17 protein-coding genes are annotated in these 19,345 nt (G+C 57.2%); 5 read left to right on the top strand and 12 right to left on the bottom strand.

Annotated features, from left to right (window positions below; translation table 11 throughout):
• Positions 1-112: 112 nt before the first annotated feature.
• The gene (locus AAFN83_RS09545) at positions 113-2,392 is read right to left on the bottom strand and encodes an MMPL family transporter (protein ID WP_347768758.1); all 2,280 of its coding nucleotides are present in this window, start codon (positions 2,390-2,392) and stop codon (positions 113-115) included.
• Positions 2,393-2,619: 227 nt separating this feature from the next.
• On the opposite strand from AAFN83_RS09545, the gene AAFN83_RS09540 reads away from it, so the two are divergent.
• Positions 2,620-3,252, top strand: a complete 633-nt coding sequence (locus AAFN83_RS09540; RefSeq protein WP_347768757.1) for a TetR/AcrR family transcriptional regulator — start codon at positions 2,620-2,622, stop codon at positions 3,250-3,252.
• Between the two features lie 102 nt (positions 3,253-3,354).
• Here the strand turns inward: AAFN83_RS09540 and AAFN83_RS09535 are convergent, their stop codons facing one another.
• The 11 genes from AAFN83_RS09535 to AAFN83_RS09485 form a co-directional block, all read right to left on the bottom strand.
• Entirely contained in the window at positions 3,355-5,181 is a 1,827-nt protein-coding gene (locus AAFN83_RS09535) for a B12-binding domain-containing radical SAM protein (RefSeq protein WP_347768756.1), read from the bottom strand.
• A gap of 87 nt (positions 5,182-5,268) precedes the next feature.
• Positions 5,269-5,928 carry a hypothetical protein gene (locus AAFN83_RS09530; protein WP_347768755.1) on the bottom strand — a complete coding sequence of 220 codons (660 nt, stop codon included), beginning with the start codon at positions 5,926-5,928 and terminating at the stop codon, positions 5,269-5,271.
• A gap of 13 nt (positions 5,929-5,941) precedes the next feature.
• A complete protein-coding gene (locus AAFN83_RS09525) occupies positions 5,942-7,258 on the bottom strand; it encodes a helix-turn-helix domain-containing protein (protein ID WP_347768754.1) in 1,317 nt (438 codons plus the stop codon).
• A 167-nt stretch (positions 7,259-7,425) separates the two neighbouring features.
• Positions 7,426-8,598, bottom strand: a complete 1,173-nt coding sequence (locus AAFN83_RS09520; RefSeq protein ID WP_347768753.1) for an ABC transporter substrate-binding protein — start codon at positions 8,596-8,598, stop codon at positions 7,426-7,428.
• A gap of 31 nt (positions 8,599-8,629) precedes the next feature.
• Positions 8,630-9,331: an ABC transporter ATP-binding protein gene (locus AAFN83_RS09515; RefSeq protein ID WP_347768752.1), complete on the bottom strand. Its 702-nt coding sequence runs from the start codon at positions 9,329-9,331 to the stop codon at positions 8,630-8,632.
• A gap of 5 nt (positions 9,332-9,336) precedes the next feature.
• Positions 9,337-10,113, bottom strand: coding sequence for an ABC transporter ATP-binding protein (locus AAFN83_RS09510; protein ID WP_347768751.1), 777 nt, complete (start codon positions 10,111-10,113; stop codon positions 9,337-9,339).
• Positions 10,088-11,056, bottom strand: coding sequence for a branched-chain amino acid ABC transporter permease (locus tag AAFN83_RS09505; RefSeq protein WP_347768750.1), 969 nt, complete (start codon positions 11,054-11,056; stop codon positions 10,088-10,090). Before AAFN83_RS09505 ends, AAFN83_RS09510 begins: the two co-directional genes overlap by 26 nt.
• A 4-nt stretch (positions 11,057-11,060) precedes the next feature.
• Complete coding sequence (locus tag AAFN83_RS09500) at positions 11,061-11,960, bottom strand: branched-chain amino acid ABC transporter permease (RefSeq protein WP_347768749.1); 900 nt, start codon at positions 11,958-11,960, stop codon at positions 11,061-11,063.
• A gap of 358 nt (positions 11,961-12,318) precedes the next feature.
• The gene (locus tag AAFN83_RS09495) at positions 12,319-13,755 is read right to left on the bottom strand and encodes a DUF4129 domain-containing protein (protein ID WP_347768748.1); all 1,437 of its coding nucleotides are present in this window, start codon (positions 13,753-13,755) and stop codon (positions 12,319-12,321) included.
• Positions 13,712-14,860: a DUF58 domain-containing protein gene (locus AAFN83_RS09490; RefSeq protein WP_347768747.1), complete on the bottom strand. Its 1,149-nt coding sequence runs from the start codon at positions 14,858-14,860 to the stop codon at positions 13,712-13,714. Before AAFN83_RS09490 ends, AAFN83_RS09495 begins: the two co-directional genes overlap by 44 nt.
• 11 nt (positions 14,861-14,871) lie before the next feature.
• Positions 14,872-15,828 (bottom strand): AAA family ATPase, encoded by a 957-nt coding sequence (locus tag AAFN83_RS09485; RefSeq protein WP_347768746.1) that lies wholly within the window; start codon positions 15,826-15,828, stop codon positions 14,872-14,874.
• Between the two features lie 235 nt (positions 15,829-16,063).
• Between AAFN83_RS09485 and AAFN83_RS09480 the strand changes: the two genes are divergently transcribed.
• From AAFN83_RS09480 to ahbB, 4 genes are read left to right on the top strand one after another with little or no spacing between them, the layout of a single operon-like run.
• Complete coding sequence (locus tag AAFN83_RS09480; protein ID WP_347768745.1) at positions 16,064-17,275, top strand: radical SAM/SPASM domain-containing protein; 1,212 nt, start codon at positions 16,064-16,066, stop codon at positions 17,273-17,275.
• Positions 17,269-18,288: a radical SAM/SPASM domain-containing protein gene (locus AAFN83_RS09475; RefSeq protein ID WP_347768744.1), complete on the top strand. Its 1,020-nt coding sequence runs from the start codon at positions 17,269-17,271 to the stop codon at positions 18,286-18,288. The genes AAFN83_RS09480 and AAFN83_RS09475 overlap by 7 nt, the downstream gene beginning before the upstream one ends.
• A complete protein-coding gene (locus AAFN83_RS09470; RefSeq protein WP_347768743.1) occupies positions 18,285-18,794 on the top strand; it encodes a hypothetical protein in 510 nt (169 codons plus the stop codon). Before AAFN83_RS09475 ends, AAFN83_RS09470 begins: the two co-directional genes overlap by 4 nt.
• Before the next feature lie 7 nt (positions 18,795-18,801).
• Entirely contained in the window at positions 18,802-19,290 is a 489-nt protein-coding gene (gene ahbB / locus AAFN83_RS09465) for a siroheme decarboxylase subunit beta (RefSeq protein ID WP_347768742.1), read from the top strand.
• The last annotated feature ends 55 nt before the right edge of the window (positions 19,291-19,345 follow it).

The raw sequence follows: 19,345 nt of genomic DNA, 5'->3' as shown, positions 1-19,345 counted from the left end.
CGTCCATCCCAACTATCCTAACATGAGCCATGTGGATCCAGATCAACTTCATCACAGAAAAGAACGGACGCTTAAGCAACGTCCGTTCTCTCCATTTGGCTATTGATTAAAATCAGCCCTGCACCTCATGACTCCCTCGAGAAGCTGCACCGGGCAGCTTCCCGGTCCGGCTCGGCCAGAAGGCCAATCGGCCAAACAATACGGTGATCGCCGGGACGAGGAACGGTCGCACGAGGAAGGTGTCAAGCAGGACGCCAAGCGCTGTGATGAGGCCGAACTGCAGCAGCACCTGGATGGGCAAGTTGGTCAGGACCGCGAAGGTGCCGGCCAGGATGATACCGGCCGAGGTGATGACCGAGCCGGTCTCCTTTACACCTTCTCTCACGGCGGTGTGAAGCGGAACGCCTCTGCGCACCTTTTGCCAGATGCTGGAGACCATGAAGATGTTGTAGTCCTCTCCGAGCGCCACGAGGAAGACGAAGGTGTACAACGGAATCGCTCCTTGAATCGCATCGGCGCCAAATCCGTAATGAAGGATGAGCCAGCCGAGACCAAGCGCGGAGAAGAACGACAGCACGACCGTCAAAATGAGATACAGCATGGCGATGACGGAGCGGAGATAGACCAGCAGGAGAAGGGCAATGAGGGCGATGATGACCGGGACGACCGTAAGGGTATCACGGTCCGTCACCTGCTCATTGTCGTGCTGCTCGGCCGTTTGCCCGCTGATCCATACTTTCCGCTCGGCTCCTTCAACACCAGCCCTGGACAAAGCGTCGACCGCCGTTTGGCGGATATCCGGGATGTGCCCCATCGCTTCATAGGAATAGGGGTTGAGCGTAAGCTCCAGCTCGTAGGCGAGAATCGAAGGGGTCTTCGCGCCTTCCTTCGGTTCTGCCACTTGCGCAGCATAGGGGAGTTTGGCAAGCGCATCTCCCACTTCCGTGCTCTTTCCTTCCGTCTCGATCATCACCTTCACAGGGGCGAGCGAGCCGGGATTGAACTTATCGGATAAGGTCGCAAACCCTTCTCTGGAGGGCATGTCGCCCGGGAAAGAGGACAAGAGGTCGTAGGTTACCTTAATTCCTGGCGTGAAGGCGGCAAGACCGCCCAGCAGCACCAGAGACAAGACGGTCACCGCAATCGGCTTCTTCGTCACGAGCGTACCGACAGCCCCACCCAGCTTGCCGGATTTCCGCGCCTTGAGCGGCTTGCCCTTGCGAGCGGCCCGCTCTCTTCTCATCTCATCGGTACGCGGAATGACCGGGAAGAACGAGGCGCGTCCGAGGATGGCAAGCAAAGCGGGTACGAGCGTCAAGCTGGCGAGTCCCATGATGAGGATGGACAAGCTGAATGGGATGGCAAACCGATGGTACACGCCGTATTTTGCAAGCAAGAGAGCCGCAAGGGAGAGAACCACCGTCATTCCGCTCATCGCAATGGCCCCGCCCGAACCTTTTACAGCGAGTATCAGTGCTTTGCGCTTATCCGCCTCCTGGGTTAAGTACGTCCGGTAGCGGGCGATCAGGAAGAGGCAGTAATCGGTACCGGCCCCAAAGAGCAGCACCGTCATGATGGAAATGGATTGCGAATCGACGATAATGATGCCTTCCTGCGCCAGCTTGCCAAGAATGGGACTGATAAGGCCATACGCAAATCCAACGGCGATAATCGGGATGAGCGCGAGGACAGGTGACCGATAGATCAAGAGTAGCAGAACCAATACGAGAACCACGGTGGCAATGAGCAAGGAGACGTCAGCATCCTTGAACAGGCCGGTCGCATCGACCGAGATGCCAGCAGGTCCCGTAATGCGAGCATTCAGCTGTTCGGGATCACGGCTGGACGCCGCGAATGGGTCTTCTGCCAGCGTGCTTTTGACTGTCGTCGTTAACTGTTCCAGTCTTTCCTTCAGTTGATCGCTTTCGAGTCCGGTTTGGAACAGGACGGGCATCACAATCGTGCTGCCATCCGGGGATAGACTTGCTTGCAGAGCCGGGAGCGGCAGCTTGTGATAAGGCGGCACCGACAACTGGCCGGGCAGCGGAGAATCGGTGAGGGTTTGGGTAATCTGTTGAATGGAAGCGATGTCCTTCTCGGACAGTCCCTTCTCCCGGTTCCACACCACAAGGGCGGGAATCCCCTCTCCGGAAGGGAACTCGCGAGCGGCGAGCTGCTCCGCAATGACGGAGGGTTCATTCGCCGCCAGGTTCTGGGCCGCGTTGTTCTCCTCTTTGGTGACGGACGGCCAAACGAAGGTCAGCGTCCCGATCAAGGCGATCCACACCACAACCGTCACCCAGCGGGACACCGGGCCGGATACCCATCGGCTGAGCGTGCCAAAAAGGGCCGAATGTCCATGCGTTTCCGATTCCACGTTCTCTTTATCCATGTTCGTTCATCTCCTATCTGAAATGGGCAGGGCATTCTTCACTCTTCCTGTCAGGTGTTCAAGCGAGCCGCAGCACGCTATAATAGACCTGATCTGAACCATGAGATCCCTTTGTCTAGGCAAGAATTTGTGATTTCGAGTATATTATATATACCAGTAAGTTAATTATCAAGTTAAAATAATTCTAAATTTTTTCCCATACCTCCTTACCGAAAGGACGGGTGCATATGCCTGCCACCAAAAAAGGGAAGCGTCAGCCCGGACGCCCCAAAACTTCGGAAAATACGCAAAACGTGCGGAGCCTCATTCTCGCCCATGCCTCCCGGTTGTTCATGGAGCAAGGCTACGAGAAGATCTCCCTCGACTATATTGCGGAAGCATGCGGGGTCACGAAAGCTTCCGTTTACTATTACTTTCATAACAAGGCACAGCTCTACACGATCAGCATCGTGACGATGATGGGCAACATCCGCCAGCACTCCAAGGTGATCCTGGACCGCCCCGGGAGCTTGAAGGATCGGCTGAACGAGCTCGTCCGCGTGTACCTGCGCAACAACCACAGTGACTTTGAGACGATGATGCGAGAGGTTCGCCCGCATATGACGGACGAGCAGATGGCGGAGATGCGTCAGGCGGAAGGCGGCTTGCATGCGCTGTTAGCAGAGGTCTTCCAGGAGGCGATGAAAAAAGGCGAGATCGGGGAAGCCAACCCGCTCTTCCTCTCCCATGCCTTCACCTCTCTGCTCATGATCGGCAGTCGGCCTCAAGAGGACAGCCCCTTTGCTTCCCGGGAGGAGGCCGCCGACGCGATCGTCGCGTTCTTCTGCAGCGGGACGCATGCCAAAGACTTGGCGGAGTAGGGCGGCTGGTTTCCCGCACCACAAAGAGGCTGTTCCGGCGATCTAGCCGGGACAGCCTCTTCCTGCATGCATCAGTCGCTGATTGCTCTGTACCCCACAACGCTATAGCAGCGTCGTATAGCATTCCGCCCGCTCGCGGCCCGGCGGGTAGACCACGAGAAGCAGGGTGTTCCGGGAGGAATCCAGCCGTTTTTCCTTCCGATAGAGGGCGAGATCAAACGGCAGCACGTCCACCATTGCGTGCTTGTGAAGCTCTTTGCCCGGCAACTGCAGGCCTTCGGCGGGACTGCCCTCCAGCTCCAGCGCCTTCCGGGTGCCGAACGGTCCTTCAAAGCGTTCCGGCTGCTCTTCCGCAAGCCTCAGGTAAGCGTGGCGCTGGTTCTTGTCGAGCTGATAGTCCCACCAGATTTTGCGAGGCTTGTACTTGTGCCCAAGGAAGTAATCGAGCTTCATGAGCCCCTCCGCAACCGCCAGCTTCTCGGTTCCGCGCGCATCCAGAAACCGATAGAGCCGGCTGAACAGGTCCTCCAATTGGTGTCCCGTCGCTCCCCACCCTTGCTCCGCCACATAGTCTCCGAAGTCCTGAAAGAAATCGAACGGCGTGGAAAAGGTCTCCTCGATCAAGTAGGTCACCGAGTAGTCGAGCCGATGGTCGTTCCAATATTTCTCCAGCATGTCCTCCGTTCGCTTGATGCGGACCATATCCGAGAAAGGCATCACGTCGTTGCCCAGAATCTCATACGGCGGATGGTCCATGTACACATAGCCATACTTGTCTGCTTCCCGCCGCAAGCCTGTCCCTCTCAGCATCTTAAGGAATCCAAGCTGCAGCTCCTCCGGCCGCAGGGCGAACACGTCGTTGAAGGTTTTCTTGAAGGAGGTGTAGTCTTCTCCCGGCAGGCCGGCGATCAGATCGAGATGCTGATCGATCTTGCCGGACTCTTTCACAGCGTTGACGGTTCGACACAGCTTTGTGAAATTCTGCTTGCGTTTCACCAGCTCATTCGTCGTCTCATTGGTAGACTGCACCCCGATCTCAAAGCGGAAGATACCCGGCGGGGCATTCTTGGCCAGGTAGTCCAGGACTTCGGGGCGCATGATATCCGCTGTGATCTCGAACTGGAACACGCAGCCGTTGTGGTTCTCAATGAGGAACTCAAACATTTCCAGCGCGTAATCCCGCTTGATGTTGAAGGTCCGGTCTACGAACTTGATCGTTTTGGCGCCATTTTGCACGAGGTAGAGAATATCGGCCTTCGTCCGCTCAATATCGAAATACCGAACTCCGGTCTCGATACTCGACAAGCAAAACTGACAGTTGAACGGACAGCCGCGGCTCGTCTCAAAATAGACGATCCGATTGGAGAGATCGGGGGCATCCTCCGCAAACCGGTACGGGGATGGGATTTCATTCAAATCAAGCTTGGCTGCTGGCGGGTTCAGCCGGATACGGGCGGTAGTCCGGTCGCTCTCACTAGCATGACCCTCCTTGACTAACTGGCATTCCCGATAGGCGATGCCATCCACCGCGCGCCAGTTGCCCGCTCCCTGAATCTGCCGCAGCAGGCCGCGAAAAGGCTCCTCCCCTTCCCCCATCACGATAAAGTCGACGGCAGGCGAACGCTTCAACCAGATGTCAGCGTCATAGGAGACTTCTGGTCCTCCAAGGATGATCCGAAGCTCGGGAAGCACCTTCTTGAGCAGCTCCGAAATACGCAAGGTCTCTTCGATATTCCAGATATAGCAAGAGAACCCGACCACATCGGGGCGGCGGCCGAACAAGTCGGTGACGACGTTCATAATCGGGTCCTTCATGGTATATTCCACGATTTCAGCGGGGAACTCGTCGCCGCAATAGGCCTTCAGAAGCCGCAGCGCGAGATTGGTATGAATGTATTTGGCATTCAACGTAGCGAGCACAACGTTCATGCGAGAAATCCTCTCTTGATGGAAATGACGAGCCTCTCTATTGTAGCAAAAGCCCGCCGCTTCACCAACCGCCCGCTCAACGCAACACTACGGCTTCAACGGGAGGTAATAGCACATCTCCGCATCGACGTCCAGCTCGACTTTGTAAACCTCCATCGGGTTCATGTAAAAGGTCTCCTCGCCCATCCGAATCTCAAAGCAGAGGCTGTTCCAATCGACAATGGAGGCAACCTCCTCCTTATGCTCGGGCAGCCAAACCTCTTTTAAATAATCCGTGGCGGTCACCATCGCGTCCCCAGGTCCGTCGGAACCCCCTACCAGCTCTTCCTGTGACGGGGCTCGGAACGTAATGGACGCAAATCTCCTCAATCCAGTATCAATTCCGATCAGCCCTTCGGGAAGCTGGTCCAGCGAGCGAACCTGACAGCCGAATACATAGTCGTAGCCCTCGCCAAACCCTTTGGAAGTTCCAATACCAACTTCGGTATACGGGGCAAATCGGTCCATCATAAGAGACTTGTACACATCGTGAAAGCGTCCAATATTTCCAAACTCCGGATACAAGCTGAGGGGGACACCCGCCATTTTAAAACTGTCCGGGTATTCCACATAGTCCATTCGATATTCGATTGTCTTATAGAGCTGATAGGGATTTGCTGCTTTCTGTTCAATCCTTTGAATGAGCTCCGGCTTTTCACCGGGACCGTATCCTTCGGGATGGCTGCTCGTTTTTTTTGCCGTGCTCATCGTTAGTCCTCCTTCAATCTATTTTGTTCAGCCTTTCCATAGCCAGCTTACCTTTCCTTTGGACAGAGGTCTTTTCGTTTTCTGCCATTTTGATATAAGTCCGTACGCGAATGTGCTCTCTCTCGGTACCCGCAGAAACATCATAGAGGAGGAAAGACGGTCTATCCGGCTCAAACCCGTTCTCATCCAGCCATCTGCGCAAAATGAGCTCGTCATCACTGCTTTTGCCATAGCAGTTGCCCTCCAAAACGGCATAAGTCCCGCCCGGAATCACAATCATCGAAAGGCTGCCGTCATCCGGAATATATCGGCTCTCGTTGAGGAAGACTCCGCTGGTGCAGCAGTCCCCTTCCTTGGACAGGTAATATTCGGTTTGCGTTTTCAACAGGTAGGGATACTGTCGGGATAGAAACTCCGCGAGAACCTTCGCGGTTCCCTTCTCCGCATGAGCTCCACGCTGCGTAGAGGCCAGAACCCATTGCTCCTTCCGGGTGGTGATTCGAATGGTGGGACCTTCCGACCGAAGCTTGATGGGAAGGTGCAGCGCGAGCTTCTGGATGGTACCATTTTTCCTTATGTATTCCTCAAAGTAAGGCGCATCGTCCTGCTCAAACATACTGTTCTTCATCCATTGGCTGTATAAAAAATCCCAGGTGTCATTAATCAAAGCCTCGTCGTTTTTTACGAGTATCTTGGCGTACAGTTGGGTTACAGGCGGGTTGATCAATGATAAGAGAAACCCCGAGCTTCGAATCCGCTCGATGAAAGTCTCTGAATATTCGACTTGCAGCTGGTAGCTGTAGAGCTTCCCGACCTGCTTTTCGTTCCGGCCGATCAGCCTTCCCTTATATTCCGGAAACCGCGTCAGGAAAGAGGAGACCGCACGATGTTCGATCCCGATCAACTGACGATCCCGGTAATGGATGGATAGCATCGAGGGAAGCGTGCCGGACTTCACTTCCACTTGCACGAACCTGTCCATATTCAATGCCGGAAAATAATAATGGCGAGAGCCTTCCTTGTATTCCCTTGTCGTGACCCCTAAAAAAGCTTTAACGGATTGGCAGAAGGCCGCCTGTGAGCTATATCCGCAGGCATAAGCCACCGCTGCTGCATCCATGTCTGAATATCGGAGCAGGTGAAGCGCCTTGGACAACCGCCGTTTGCGTATGTATTCGTGGACGGAATGGCCGGTTAGGCTATAGAAATCGCGATAGAATTGGCGTGGGGAAACATAGCATTCAAGAGCCATTCGCTCCACGGTCAGAGGGGTGGAAAGATTTTGCTCGATGAGGGAAATCGCCTTTTGCAGGTACCACTTCTTCTCCATGTCGTTCACCTCCCTTTATTGTAATAATTCACCATCCTTGCATCAAGGACCCTTATCACAGCACAGGAATGAGAAGCGAACGGTACAAAAAAAGACCCGACTGCGCAGGGAAGCGAGTCGGGTTCGAGAGGTGCTATCGTAGTGCTTTTCGCTCAGGCGATGCTTGATTACTTCGGATCGATCTTCGCCTTGAACTTTTGGACTCCGTCGACGAATTCGAGCACGACGGCCGATTTCACCGGGTCATGGGTCGCATTGAGCGTTACGGAGCCCGTAGCCAGTTTGAGGTCCTTCGTAGCCGCCAGGGCGTCCTTGAGCTTGTTGGGATCGGTCGATTCGGCGCGGGTGATGGCGTCTGCCAAAAGCTTCACCGAGTCGAAGCCAAGTGCCGCCAGGGCGTCAGGGGTTTGATCGCCGTATTCCTTCTTGTAGGAGGTAACAAAGTCTTGGATTTCCTTGGACGTATCGTCCGGCGCGTAGTGATTCGAGAAGAAGGTATTGTTGAGGGCTTCCTTGCCGGCGATCTCAACGGTTTTCGGCGAATCCCAGCCGTCGCCGCCCATGATCGGCACAGTAATGCCGAGCTCGCGGGCTTGTTTGACGATCTTGCCTACTTCTTCGTAGTAGCCGGGTACGTAGATGGCCTCCGGGTTCTTGGATTTCAGCAGCGTGAGCACCGCCTTGAAATCCGTGTCCTTCTCCTGGAACGATTCCTCGGCCACAATCGTACCACCGCCCTTGGTGAAGGTTTCCTTGAAGAACTTCTGCAAGCCCTTGGAATAGTCACTGGACGAGTTCACGTAGATGGCGGCGTTCTTGATCTTGAGCTCGTTCAAGGCGAAATCCGCCATGACCTGGCCTTGGAACGGATCGATGAAGCAGGCACGGAAGATGTAGTCATATACCTTGCTTGAGCGTTCGTCCACCGTGACCTTCACCGCCGTGGCCGTCGGTGCGATCATCGGGATTTTCTTCTCTTGGGCAACCGGAACAGCTCCCATGGTGTTGCCGGTGGTGACCGGACCCACGAGTGCAATGGCCCCGTCCGCAATCAGCTTCTGTGCAGCGCGAGTCGCTTCATCGGCCTTGGAGGCGTTGTCCGCTTCCAGCACCTTCAGCTTGCGCCCTCCGAGAAGGCCGCCGTTCTCGTTGATCTGCTTGACGGCCAGCTTGACGCCGTTCAGTGCGGAGTTACCGAAGGAAGCGACGCCCCCGGTCATTTCAAAGTTGGCCCCAATGAGAATGTCTCCGCTGTCACTGGCCTTTTTGTTTCCGCAGCCCGTCGAACTGATAGCCAGAACGAGCGCAGCTGCCAAAATGGTCATCTTCCCTGCCTTCATACGGTATCCTCCCTTATCCCCCTCATGATTGTTAATGGCCCAGATAGGCCAGCTTAACCTCTTCCGCTTGGGACAGCTCTGCACCCGTCCCGCTCAGCACGATCTTGCCGGTCTCCAGCACATAGGCGCGATGCGCAATCTTCAGCGCTTGGTTCGCGTTCTGTTCGACGAGAAGGACCGTCGTACCGCTCTTGTTAATCTCTTCCACGACTCGGAAAATCTCCTGCACGAGCATCGGAGCCAGCCCCATTGACGGCTCATCCAATAGCAGCAGCTTCGGTCGGCTCATGAGCGCGCGTCCGATGGCCAGCATTTGCTGCTCGCCGCCGGAGAGCGTCCCCGCCTGCTGCTTGCGCCGCTCCCCCAGCCGGGTGAAACGCTCGTAGACGCTTCGGATGTCCTTCGCCACTTCGTTATCTTTGCGCAGGTAAGCGCCGAGCTCCAAATTTTCCTCCACGCTCATGTTGGCGAAGATCCGCCGTCCCTCCGGGCAGTGGATGAGGCCAAGGCTGACGATCGATTGCGCGGAGCAGCCGGCAATCGGCCTGTCCAGAAATCGGATGTCTCCGGTTTTGGGTTTGAGCAGGCCCGAGATCGTCTTGAGCAGGGTCGATTTGCCGGCGCCGTTGGCGCCGATCAGGGAGACGATCTCTCCCGGGTTGACCTCCAGGGAGAGGCCCTTCAAGGCATGAATCGCCCCGTAGTAGACATCGATGTTGTCGACTCTGAGCATGCTGACTAGGCCTCCTGTCCGAGATAAGCTTCGATCACCGCGCGGTTGTTCCGGATGCGATCCGGTGTTCCTTCCGCGATCAGCTTTCCTTGGTCCAGCACATAGATGCGGTCGCAGACGCCCATGACGAGGGACATGTCATGCTCAATCAACAGAATGGTGAGGTCGAATTCCTCCCGAATCCAGCGAATGAGGTTCATCAGCTCCCGGGTTTCATTGGGGTTCATCCCGGCCGCCGGTTCATCCAGCAACAGCAGCTTGGGCCGAGCCGCCAAGGCGCGGGCTATCTCCAAGCGCCGCTGGGCTCCGTAGCTCAAGTTCTTCGCTTTTTCATCCTTGTGCTCGGACAGACGAAAGATGGCGAGCAGCTCGTCGGTCTTCTCCTCAATCTCCTTCTCCCCGCGCAGATAGCCCGGAAGTCGGAAGAAGGAGGACCAGATGGAATACTTGGCGTGCTGGGTATAAGCGATCTTGATATTCTCCGCTACGGTCATTTCGCCGAACAGGCGGATGTTCTGGAAGGTGCGGGCCGCTCCCTTATGGCAGATCTGATAGGGCTTCTTGCCGCCGATGGATTGCCCGTTCAGGGTGATCTCCCCTCGGGACGGCTCATAGACACCGGTGAGAAGGTTGAATAACGTCGTCTTGCCCGCTCCGTTCGGCCCGATCAGACCGATCAGTTCCCCCGTACGAAGCTGGATGGATACATCAGTTAAGGCGCGGATTCCTCCGAATTGACGACTCGCTTCCTTGACGTTAAGCAGAACGGCTGGCGATATCATGCGGATTCCCCTCCTTTTTCTTCAAAAACGACAAGGTCACTTCTTTGGTGCCCAGCAAGCCGCCAGGGCGGAAAATCATCATGAGGACGAGCGATGCGGAGTAGATGATCATTCGAAGCTCCGGCATTTCTGCAAGTGCAGTAAAGAGCAGGGTGATCACGATCGCTCCAAGAATTGCGCCGCTCGTGCTGCCGAGGCCGCCGAGCACGACCATGAGTAGGATTTCGAACGATTTCATGAAGCCGAAGCTGGACGGGCTGATGACGTAGAAGAAATGAGCGGACAAGCCGCCGGCGATCCCGGCGAAGAAGGCGCCGATCATGAAGGCGATCACCTTGTAGGTCGTCGTGTTGATGCCCATCGCCTCTGCGGCGATCTCATTCTCGCGGATGGCAATACAGGCGCGGCCGTGCTTCGAGCGAATGAAGTTCTGAATCATGATGACGCTGAGGAGGGTGAACAGGAAGAGCCACAACCAGGTGGTCTTGTTCGGAATGCCGCTCAAGCCTGCCGCCCCGCCGACATACTCCGTGTTGAGGAAGATGATGCGGATGATTTCCCCAAAGCCGAGGGTAGCAATGGCGAGATAGTCTCCCTTGAGCCGCAAGGTGGGAATCCCGATAATAGCGCCGCTCGCAGCAGCTGCTGTTCCGCCGATCAGGAGGGCCAGCGGAAAGGGGACGTTGAAATCGAGCGTCATGATCGCCGAAACGTAAGCGCCGACCGACATGAAGCCCGCATGCCCGAGTGAGAACTGACCGGTAATACCGTTGATCAGATTGAGCGAGACGGTCAGGATGATGTTGATGCCGATCATGATGATCGTCGTCTTGGCGACATCTCCAATCGCATTCGTGCTGATCAGGAGCTGAATGACGCCATAGATGACAAAGGAAGAGGCGAGAAAGGTCCAGAACGTTCCGAGCTTGCGTAAAATGGGCATGAGCCTACACCTTCTCCCTGATGTTTTTGCCGAAGATTCCGGAGGGCCGGAAGATGAGGATCAAGATCAGGACGAGGAAGGCGACTCCATCCCGCCAGGTCGAGAAGCCGTTTGCCGAGACCTCGGTTTCAATGGTCCCGAGCAAAAGCCCGCCGACGAGAGCACCGGGAATGCTCCCGATGCCGCCGAGTACGGCAGCGACGAATGCCTTCAGCCCGGGCATGATGCCCATGAGCGGATCGATGGAGCTGTACGTCATCCCGAAGATGACACCGGCTGCAGCCGCGAGGGAAGAGCCGATGGCGAAGGTCGCGGAGATCGTTCGGTCGACATTGATGCCCATCAGCCGGGCTGCTTCCATATCGAATGAAACGGCGCGCATCGCCTTGCCGGTCTTCGTCTTGTGGACGATGTACACGAGGACGAGCATCAACACAATCGTAGCGGCGAGGATCATAATCTGATTGGAATCGATCTGAATCTCTCCGTAGAGGTGGAAGGTTTTCTTAGCGATGATGCCCGGATAGCCTTTGGCTTGCGGACCGACGATGGCCATCATGACATATTCGAGGAGGAAGGACATGCCCACAGCGGTGATAAGCACGGCAATGCGAGACGCTCCTCGAAGGGGCCGGTAAGCGAGACGTTCGATCAAGACACCGAGAACGGCACTGAAGAGCATGGAGATGATGAGTGCGGCAAGAAACATCGGTACCGGAGGAAGGAACTTTTCAAGAATCTGCGTCGAGAAAAGGCCGACAAAGCCCCCCACCATGAAGACGTCACCGTGAGCAAAGTTGATCAACTTGATGATTCCATACACCATGGTGTAGCCCAGTGCAATCAAAGCATAGATGCTGCCCACCGATATTCCGTTGATTAACTGCTGAATGTGATAGTCCATCAGGCACCCTCTCAATTCATGGTCTTTGTCTGTGTTTGGTGTTGCCGCCACGCTGCTTCAACGTATTAGCACGATGATTTTAATGTTATCTATAGTAACATGGACCTTCTTCCTCAGCTAGATAGAACCTTGAACAAAAAGTGAATTCATCCAATAAAAGAAACTCTATTGTGTTATAATTTTTTCCAATCATTAAGAATAAATCCAATTTGACAATAGAATAAAAACCCCTATCTATCAGCAAAAATGAAAAAAGACGCCTTCGCTCAATAAAAAGCGAAAGCGCCTACATCTCATTCCGTTCCGTTTTACAGATTTGGATTCCGAATCCATCCTGATTGTGTCATTGTCATGTTAGCTATTTTGCCCCTTTTGCTCTCTTATGAGATTGGGGAAGCATATCATTCGCCAGCCGTTCCAGCTCCTCCTCGTCCGGCTGCTTCTCTCCATACCGAACCGAGCTGTATCCGGCCGCCAGGTCCGGGAACCCGGGATGACCCATGGGCATGTTCTCCAGCTCCCAGCCTATTTCGAGCGGGGTTTTCCCTTTCTCTGGACGATAGCCCCGCTTGCGCGCTCCTTCCACGGCTACCCGATACAGGTAGCGCATCTTTTCCCGCGAATCGGCCATTTCGCTCCATCGCTCATCGCGGCGTGTGCGCTCTCGAAACCAATTCTTTAAGCGAGACAAGAGAAGTCGCGGTGCTTCGGACAGTTCCAGCACCGACTCTTTCTCGTCCACGTATCCTTCCGACTCGTCCTCTTCTTTGGAGCCGCCCAGCTTTCGTTTCAGGAAAGCAACCAGCTTGCGCCAATCGGCCGGAACCCGGCGGCCCCCCCGATAAGCAGCATAAGCGATGAGCAGCAGGGCAGCCGCAAGGAACGCATACCGGGCGATGAGCTCGACCACGTCCCAGAATGGGCGGCTCTTCTCCGGTTCGATCGAAGGAAGAACCATCGGAGGCTGAGCACTGGGCAGCGGAGCGGGTTCCGTTGGGCCTCCGGGCAGGAGCAGCAAATAGAAGCGGACGAGCGCATCCCAGACGGTGCGCGAGCCTTCACGTAGAAAAACAAAGATCGGCTGTAGGAATCCGACGAGGAGCGACAGCCCGAACACCACCGCCGCCCAAAGTCGGTTTTTCCAACGCAGGGCTGGCGCAGAGGTCCGGTTGCGGCGCTGCTCGGCCGCCATCAGGTTGGCTCTCCCTACCCGAAAGAGAAGGATACCCAGCAGGGCCACACCCAGCAGCGTTAACCTCGCTCGCTGATCGGCGATTCCCGGGTCGAGCCGAACGAAGATCGGTAGAAGGGCATAGGAGAGCAATCCGACCAGCGCGAACGTGGGTTCAAAGGAAGCCGACGGCTGCCGGTGGCGGAGCGCTCTCCCGCGCAGGGCGGCTGCAAAGCCGACAAAAGCCAGCAGCAGAACAGCAGAAAGCTCCGGCGCGGCAAAATGAGCGGCAGTCCATGCGGTGAATGCGGTGAAAACGAGCTGAAGGAGCGCCCGCCAGAACCCGACTCCTCCCGCAAAAAACCAACCTACATAGCCGAGAAGAAGGAAGAGCCCGGCCACTTGAATCAGCGGAAGTCCATCCAAGGAGGGGAGTCGTTCCTGGAAGCGGCGATAGACATACATCACAACCGGAAGAAGGTAAAGGATCTCCAACCCCAGCTGCCAGAGAACAGCTGGGGTCCGCCTGCCCCTGCGAATCAGCCAATCCAGGCGGTGCTTTTCGTGCTCAGCCTCCGGCTTAGCCCCAGGCTTCATGCGATTCCTGCGATTCCTGCGGTTCATGGGTGTCCTCTCCCCTCTCCTCCAGCGGCGTTGGGTCTAGCCGAATCCAACTGACAGAATTTCCGTTCGCGATCAGCTGCTGAATGCCATTCTCCAGCTTGGGAGAGCGATGGGAGGAGAACAGCACATAGTCGATGCCGGAGCGGCTCGCCAGCACTTCTTCCTCCAGAAGAACATCCATCGGCGCCGAAACCTCGATGACCAGCTTGGCCATCGCCTCAAACAGCCGGGTCAGCTGCTCGGCTCCCCCGTCGGCCTCGATACGAACCGCTTCCTTCTCTCCGTCGATCAGCCAGCCGTTTGACTGAAATCCAACCGTCATGCCCTTATGGATGGCGTCCGCTGCAAGGGAAGCGGCAAGGGACAATCCCCGTTCGACCATCGTCGGGTCGGTGACCGCCCCCCACATATGCTCCCCTACCTCGAGGTTGACGAGCAGGACAAGATGAGGATCTGCGGTATGGTCCCGCTCATGCACCTGCAGTCTACCGCTCCTCGCCGTCGCCTTCCAATTCACTCGATTGAAGGCATCGCCGTAGCGGTACTCCCGCACACCGCTGACCAGAAAAGGGTCGTCGATCAGCCAGCGGCGGACGGACACTTCCCCCTGGTAGCTGCTCGATTCCATCTCCACGCCGGACAGCTCCACCAGGCGAGGGTAGACCAGCAGGACAGCGGAGGTGGAGAGGACCTTCACCCCCGCGGGAATGCCCAGCAGATCGCCTGCCGACAGGGTGACGCTGTTCAGGTGGTAAAACCCTCTCGCCTCGCAGTGAACCCGGTGGGTACGCACAATGCGGGTATAGGCCATGAGGCTGAACAAGCTCCTATGGTTTTGATAGAGCTGCCCGCTCGACATGTCGAGGTTGGCTTGCCGGCGGAAGACCAAGCCGGCGGGAATCATCGATTCCACGCGCAGCCAGGGCAGCGGCACCAGCTTTCGGTTGGTGAGCGTCTCGATCAGCTCCACCTCTTCACCCGCATGGCAATGTGTTCGGTTAAACTCCCGCGAGTACGCAATCTTCTTGAGCGCTCGCTTGCGAAAGAGCAGCATCTGCAGCAGGATGACCATTCCTGCCGCAAGCAACAACGTGCTGATTCCCATTCCCTGCCCCTCTACCGGGCGCCGGCTTCCGCCGGAACAGCGGTGTCCGCAAGGATGCGCTCCAGAATAGCCTCCGCCCGCTCCCCTTGTCCCTTCATGCGGCTCTTGAGGACGAGCCGGTGGGCAAAGACCGGCTTCACCAGCTCCTTGATGTCATCGGGGAGTACATAATCGCGGCCGCGGATCACGGCAAGCGCCTGAATTGACCGAAGAAGGGCCTGCGTTCCCCGGGGGCTGATCCCGAGAGACAGCTCAGGATGAACGCGCGTCTTCTCGGCGATCTCGACGAGATAACGCAGAAGCTCGTCACTGACCCGAACGCGGGTGTACGCGCTGCGCGCGGCAAGCAAGTCTCGGTTCTCGGCAACCGGCTCGATAAGGGCGAGCGGATTGTTCTCTTTGAAGCGGCGCAGAAGCTCAATCCCTTCGTCGGTGCTCGGATACCCCATCGGCAGCTTCAACAGAAATCGATCCAACTGCGCCTCGGGAAGCGGGAAGGTGCCCTGGTTCTCTACCGGGTTCTGCGTGGCGATGACGAGGAAGGGAGCCGGGAGCAGGCGCGTTTCGCCATCCACGCTCACCTGCTGCTCCTCCATGGCTTCCAAAAGGCTCGACTGAGTACGCGGCGTCGCCCGGTTGATTTCGTCCGCCAGGACAATGTTCGCGAAGAGAGGCCCGGCGCGAAACTCGAATTCTCCGCTTTTCATATTATAAAAGTTGATTCCGCTTACATCGGAGGGCAGCAAGTCGGGAGTGAACTGAATCCGCTTGAAGCTTGCCGCGAGCGAGCGGGCGATGGTTTTGGCGAGCAGGGTTTTTCCCGTCCCGGGAACATCCTCCAGGAGAACATGCCCCCCCGTAATGAGGGCGACCATGAGGAGCTCCACCGCCTCCTCCTTGCCTACCATGACCTTGGCTACATTGCCGCGAATGCGTTCCGTCATTTGTTGAATCGCTTTCAATTCCAAAGGACAACTCTCCTTTTCCCGTCTTTTCCTTACTATCCATGGCCCGCGAGGGGCCTTTCCCCTGTCTTCATTGTAGCAAACTGCAGAATGGACAGGGAACCCGCTTTCACCGCGCCCACTTCCTTCGAACGGGAGCTTCACCTTTTGCTCACAATTGGCTTCAATATTTTTCCATTGGTTGCCCATACTAGAGAGCATGCTTAAGAAACAAGTGATAGGGAGGCTGAGGGTGCCCATGCTTAATTTGACACGCTTGCTGACGGGGGCTTCGACCGAAGGAGACGCTCTTCGCTATTCCTCGCATGCGCGGCATGCCGAGAAAGGAGTATCCGCCGACCGCGGCCCGGTGGTGGTGTGGAATACGACCCGCGCCTGCAACCTGAGCTGCCGCCATTGCTATGCGAACGCGACCCCGTCCGGCGATTCGAACGAGCTCACCCACCGGGAAGCGCTCGCGTTCATCGAGGATCTCGCTTCCTTCCGCGTTCCGGTCCTGCTCTTCTCGGGCGGGGAGCCTCTCCTGCGCGAGGACCTGCTCGTCCTGATCCGGTACGCGGCGGATAGGGGGATTCGGCCCGTTGTCTCTACGAACGGCACGCTGATTACCCGGGAAATCGCGATGCAGTTGAAAGAAGCGGGAACTGGTTATGTCGGCGTCAGCCTAGACGGACTGGCGGCCCAGCATGACCGCTTCCGCGGCAGGGAGGGCGCCTTCCAGCTGGCGCTGGAGGGCATTCGTCATTGTCGAGAGGCCGGGCAGCGGGTGGGTTTGCGCTACACCCTGAGCCGGCATACCTTGCCCGACCTCGAAGGCATTTTACAGCTTATCGAGGAGGAAGGTATTCCGCGCGCCTGCTTCTATCACCTGGTTTATACCGGCAGAGGGAAGGAGCTTCAGGCCGAGGACGTCAGCGCCGCGGAAGCCCGAGAGGCCGTCCTGCGGCTCATCCGCGCCGTGCAGGACTTTCAGAGGCGCGGTGTCCACACCGAGCTTCTGACGGTAGACAACCATGCCGACAACGTGCTGCTTTACCATTACATTCGGCAGCATCGGCCTGCCGAAGCCGACCAAGCCCTCTCCCTTCTCTACAACAACGGCGGGAATCGCTCCGGCATCGCCTTCGGCTGTGTTGATGCGCGAGGCATGGTCTACCCCGATCAATTCAGCCGCGATCAGACGCAGGCGCTGGGCTCCATCCGGGAGCGCCCTTTCAGCGCCATCTGGTCGGACCCTGCCGAGCCGCTGCTCGTCTCGCTTCGCGACCGCCGTCCGCTCTTGAAGGGACGCTGCCAGGCCTGTCCCTCGCTCGATCTGTGCAACGGCAACTTCCGTGCTCGGGCTATGGCCAGCGGAGATTACTGGGGTGAGGATCCCTCCTGCTACTTGAGCGATCAAGAGCGGCAGACGATCCCGGCTTGGCCTGCAGGAGGCAGCGGAACATGCTGATCTCATGGAACGTGACAAAGGCTTGCAACCTCTCCTGCAAGCACTGCTACCGCAGCTCCGGCCCCGGCGTGTCGACGGATGGCGAACTCTCCACCGCGGAAGGGAAGGAGCTCCTCGCCGGCATCCGCGAGGCGGGCTTTCGGCTCGTGATCTTGAGCGGCGGCGAGCCGCTTCTCCGCCCGGACCTCCTCACGCTGATCGAGCACGCCTCCTCGCTGGGGCTCCGTACGGCCATCGGGTCTAACGGGACCCTCTTGACTCACCGGATGGCTCGAAAGCTCAAAGAAGCAGGACTCGCAGGGGCAGCCATCAGCCTGGACAGCCACAACGCTTCCTTTCACAATGAGTTCCGCCAGCAGGAGGATGCCTGGCAGCTGGCGATCGAAGGCATTCGCCATGCCCAGGAGGCCGGATTGACCGTCCAGGTGAACATGACCCTGTCCGAGGACAATGCGGCTCACTTCACTGCTGTGGCAGACCTGGCCGAGGAACTGGGAGTGAACGCCCTGCATCCGTTCTTCCTCGTGCCGACCGGCCGAGGGGTCGCGATCGAGGACGAGATGCTTCGCAAGTCCCGCTATTTTGAAGTCCTCCAGATGGTGCTTGATCGCAGCAGCCGCTCCCGGCTGGAGATCAAGCCGACCTGCGCTCCGCAATTTTTGCCGATGGCCCGTGACATGGAGCTTCCGATGCGCTATACGAGAGGCTGTCTGGCGGGGACCGCGTACTGCTGCATTTTGCCGGATGGAGAGGTGCACATCTGCCCTTATCTGCCCATTCGAACGGGTCACGTGCGGGAGCAATCGTTCCCATCGATCTGGAGGGAAAGCCTCGTCTTCCAGGAGCTGAGAGATTTTAGCCGTTACGGGGGGGCTTGCGGCTCCTGCTCCGACATTGGATTATGCGGCGGCTGCCGTGCTCGGGCCTATGCCTATCATGAGGGAGATTACCTGGCGGAGGAACCATGGTGCTACAAATCTCGCTGCCATGAAAGCGAGGCTCACTCCGGATGAATGGTTTCCCTCATGAGCCCGAAGGCCCCTGTACGCTTGATGAACGGGATGAACTCGAGCTTCTCGACCGCCGCTTGCTCAATCTCGTCCAGCAAGGCATTCCGCTTACGGAGGATCCGTACGGTGACCTCGGACGAAGCCTGGGTCTCTCCGTAGAAGAGGTTTTGGAGAGGCTGCAGAAGGCAGTTGTTCTCGGTGTCATCCGGCGTTTGGGCGCCGTGCTTCACCCCTCCCGGCTCGGCTATGTGAGCGGGCTGTACGCGCTGGAGGTTAAGGAGGATCGCATGGCCCTGGCGGTCTCCGAAATCAATCGGCATCCGTTGGTCACCCACAATTACCGCCGGGACGGCAGGCTGAACCTCTGGTTTACCTTGTCCGCCTCCTGTGATGAGGAGAAGACCCGTATTCTGAAAGGAATCCTTCACTGTGCGGAAGCTCCCCAGCTCTATGAATTTCCCTCGCAGCAGGTTTTCAAGCTGAAAGTCTATCTCGACATGGAAGGATGAAACAAGCATGAACGAAGCCGCTCAGAAGGAGACTCTGGACGAGGTAGATTTTGCCCTGCTCCGCCTTGCCCAGGATTTCCCCCTCTGCCCCGACCCTTATGGAGAGCTCGCCCGCCAGGCGGGCTGCTCCCGCACGGAAGCCCTGCTCCGGCTGCGCCGCATGGCCGAATTCGGCGCACTGCGACGGATTGGAGCGGTTCTTCAGCACCGCCGCTCCGGGTATGTCGCCGGCGGCATGTTCGTCTGCCAGCTGCCGCCGCACCGCGTGGCGGAAGCTGGCCAGTGGCTGGCCGAACTTCCCGAGGTCAGCCACTGCTACGAACGAAAGACCTACCCCGATTGGCCCTATAACCTGTACGGGATGATCCATGGACGAACGGAGGCTCAGGTCCTGGCAACAGCCGCTTCCTTTCTCGAAAAGTGGGGGCCCGACGTGCTCGCCCACGCCCTCCTTTTCAGTCGGGAGGAGTGGAAAAAGACCTCCTTCCGGCTGTGACATTTGCCCCTTTTTTCAATCTCTCGATTCCTCAATTGGAAAAGAAGGAATCTCC

Origin of the sequence: Gorillibacterium sp. CAU 1737 (genome assembly GCF_039888655.1) — a bacterium.
Taxonomy (GTDB): Bacteria; Bacillota; Bacilli; order Paenibacillales; family NBRC-103111; genus Gorillibacterium.
The sequence above is the reverse complement of the archived record's forward strand: the minus strand, read 5'-3'. Positions and strand labels throughout refer to the sequence as shown.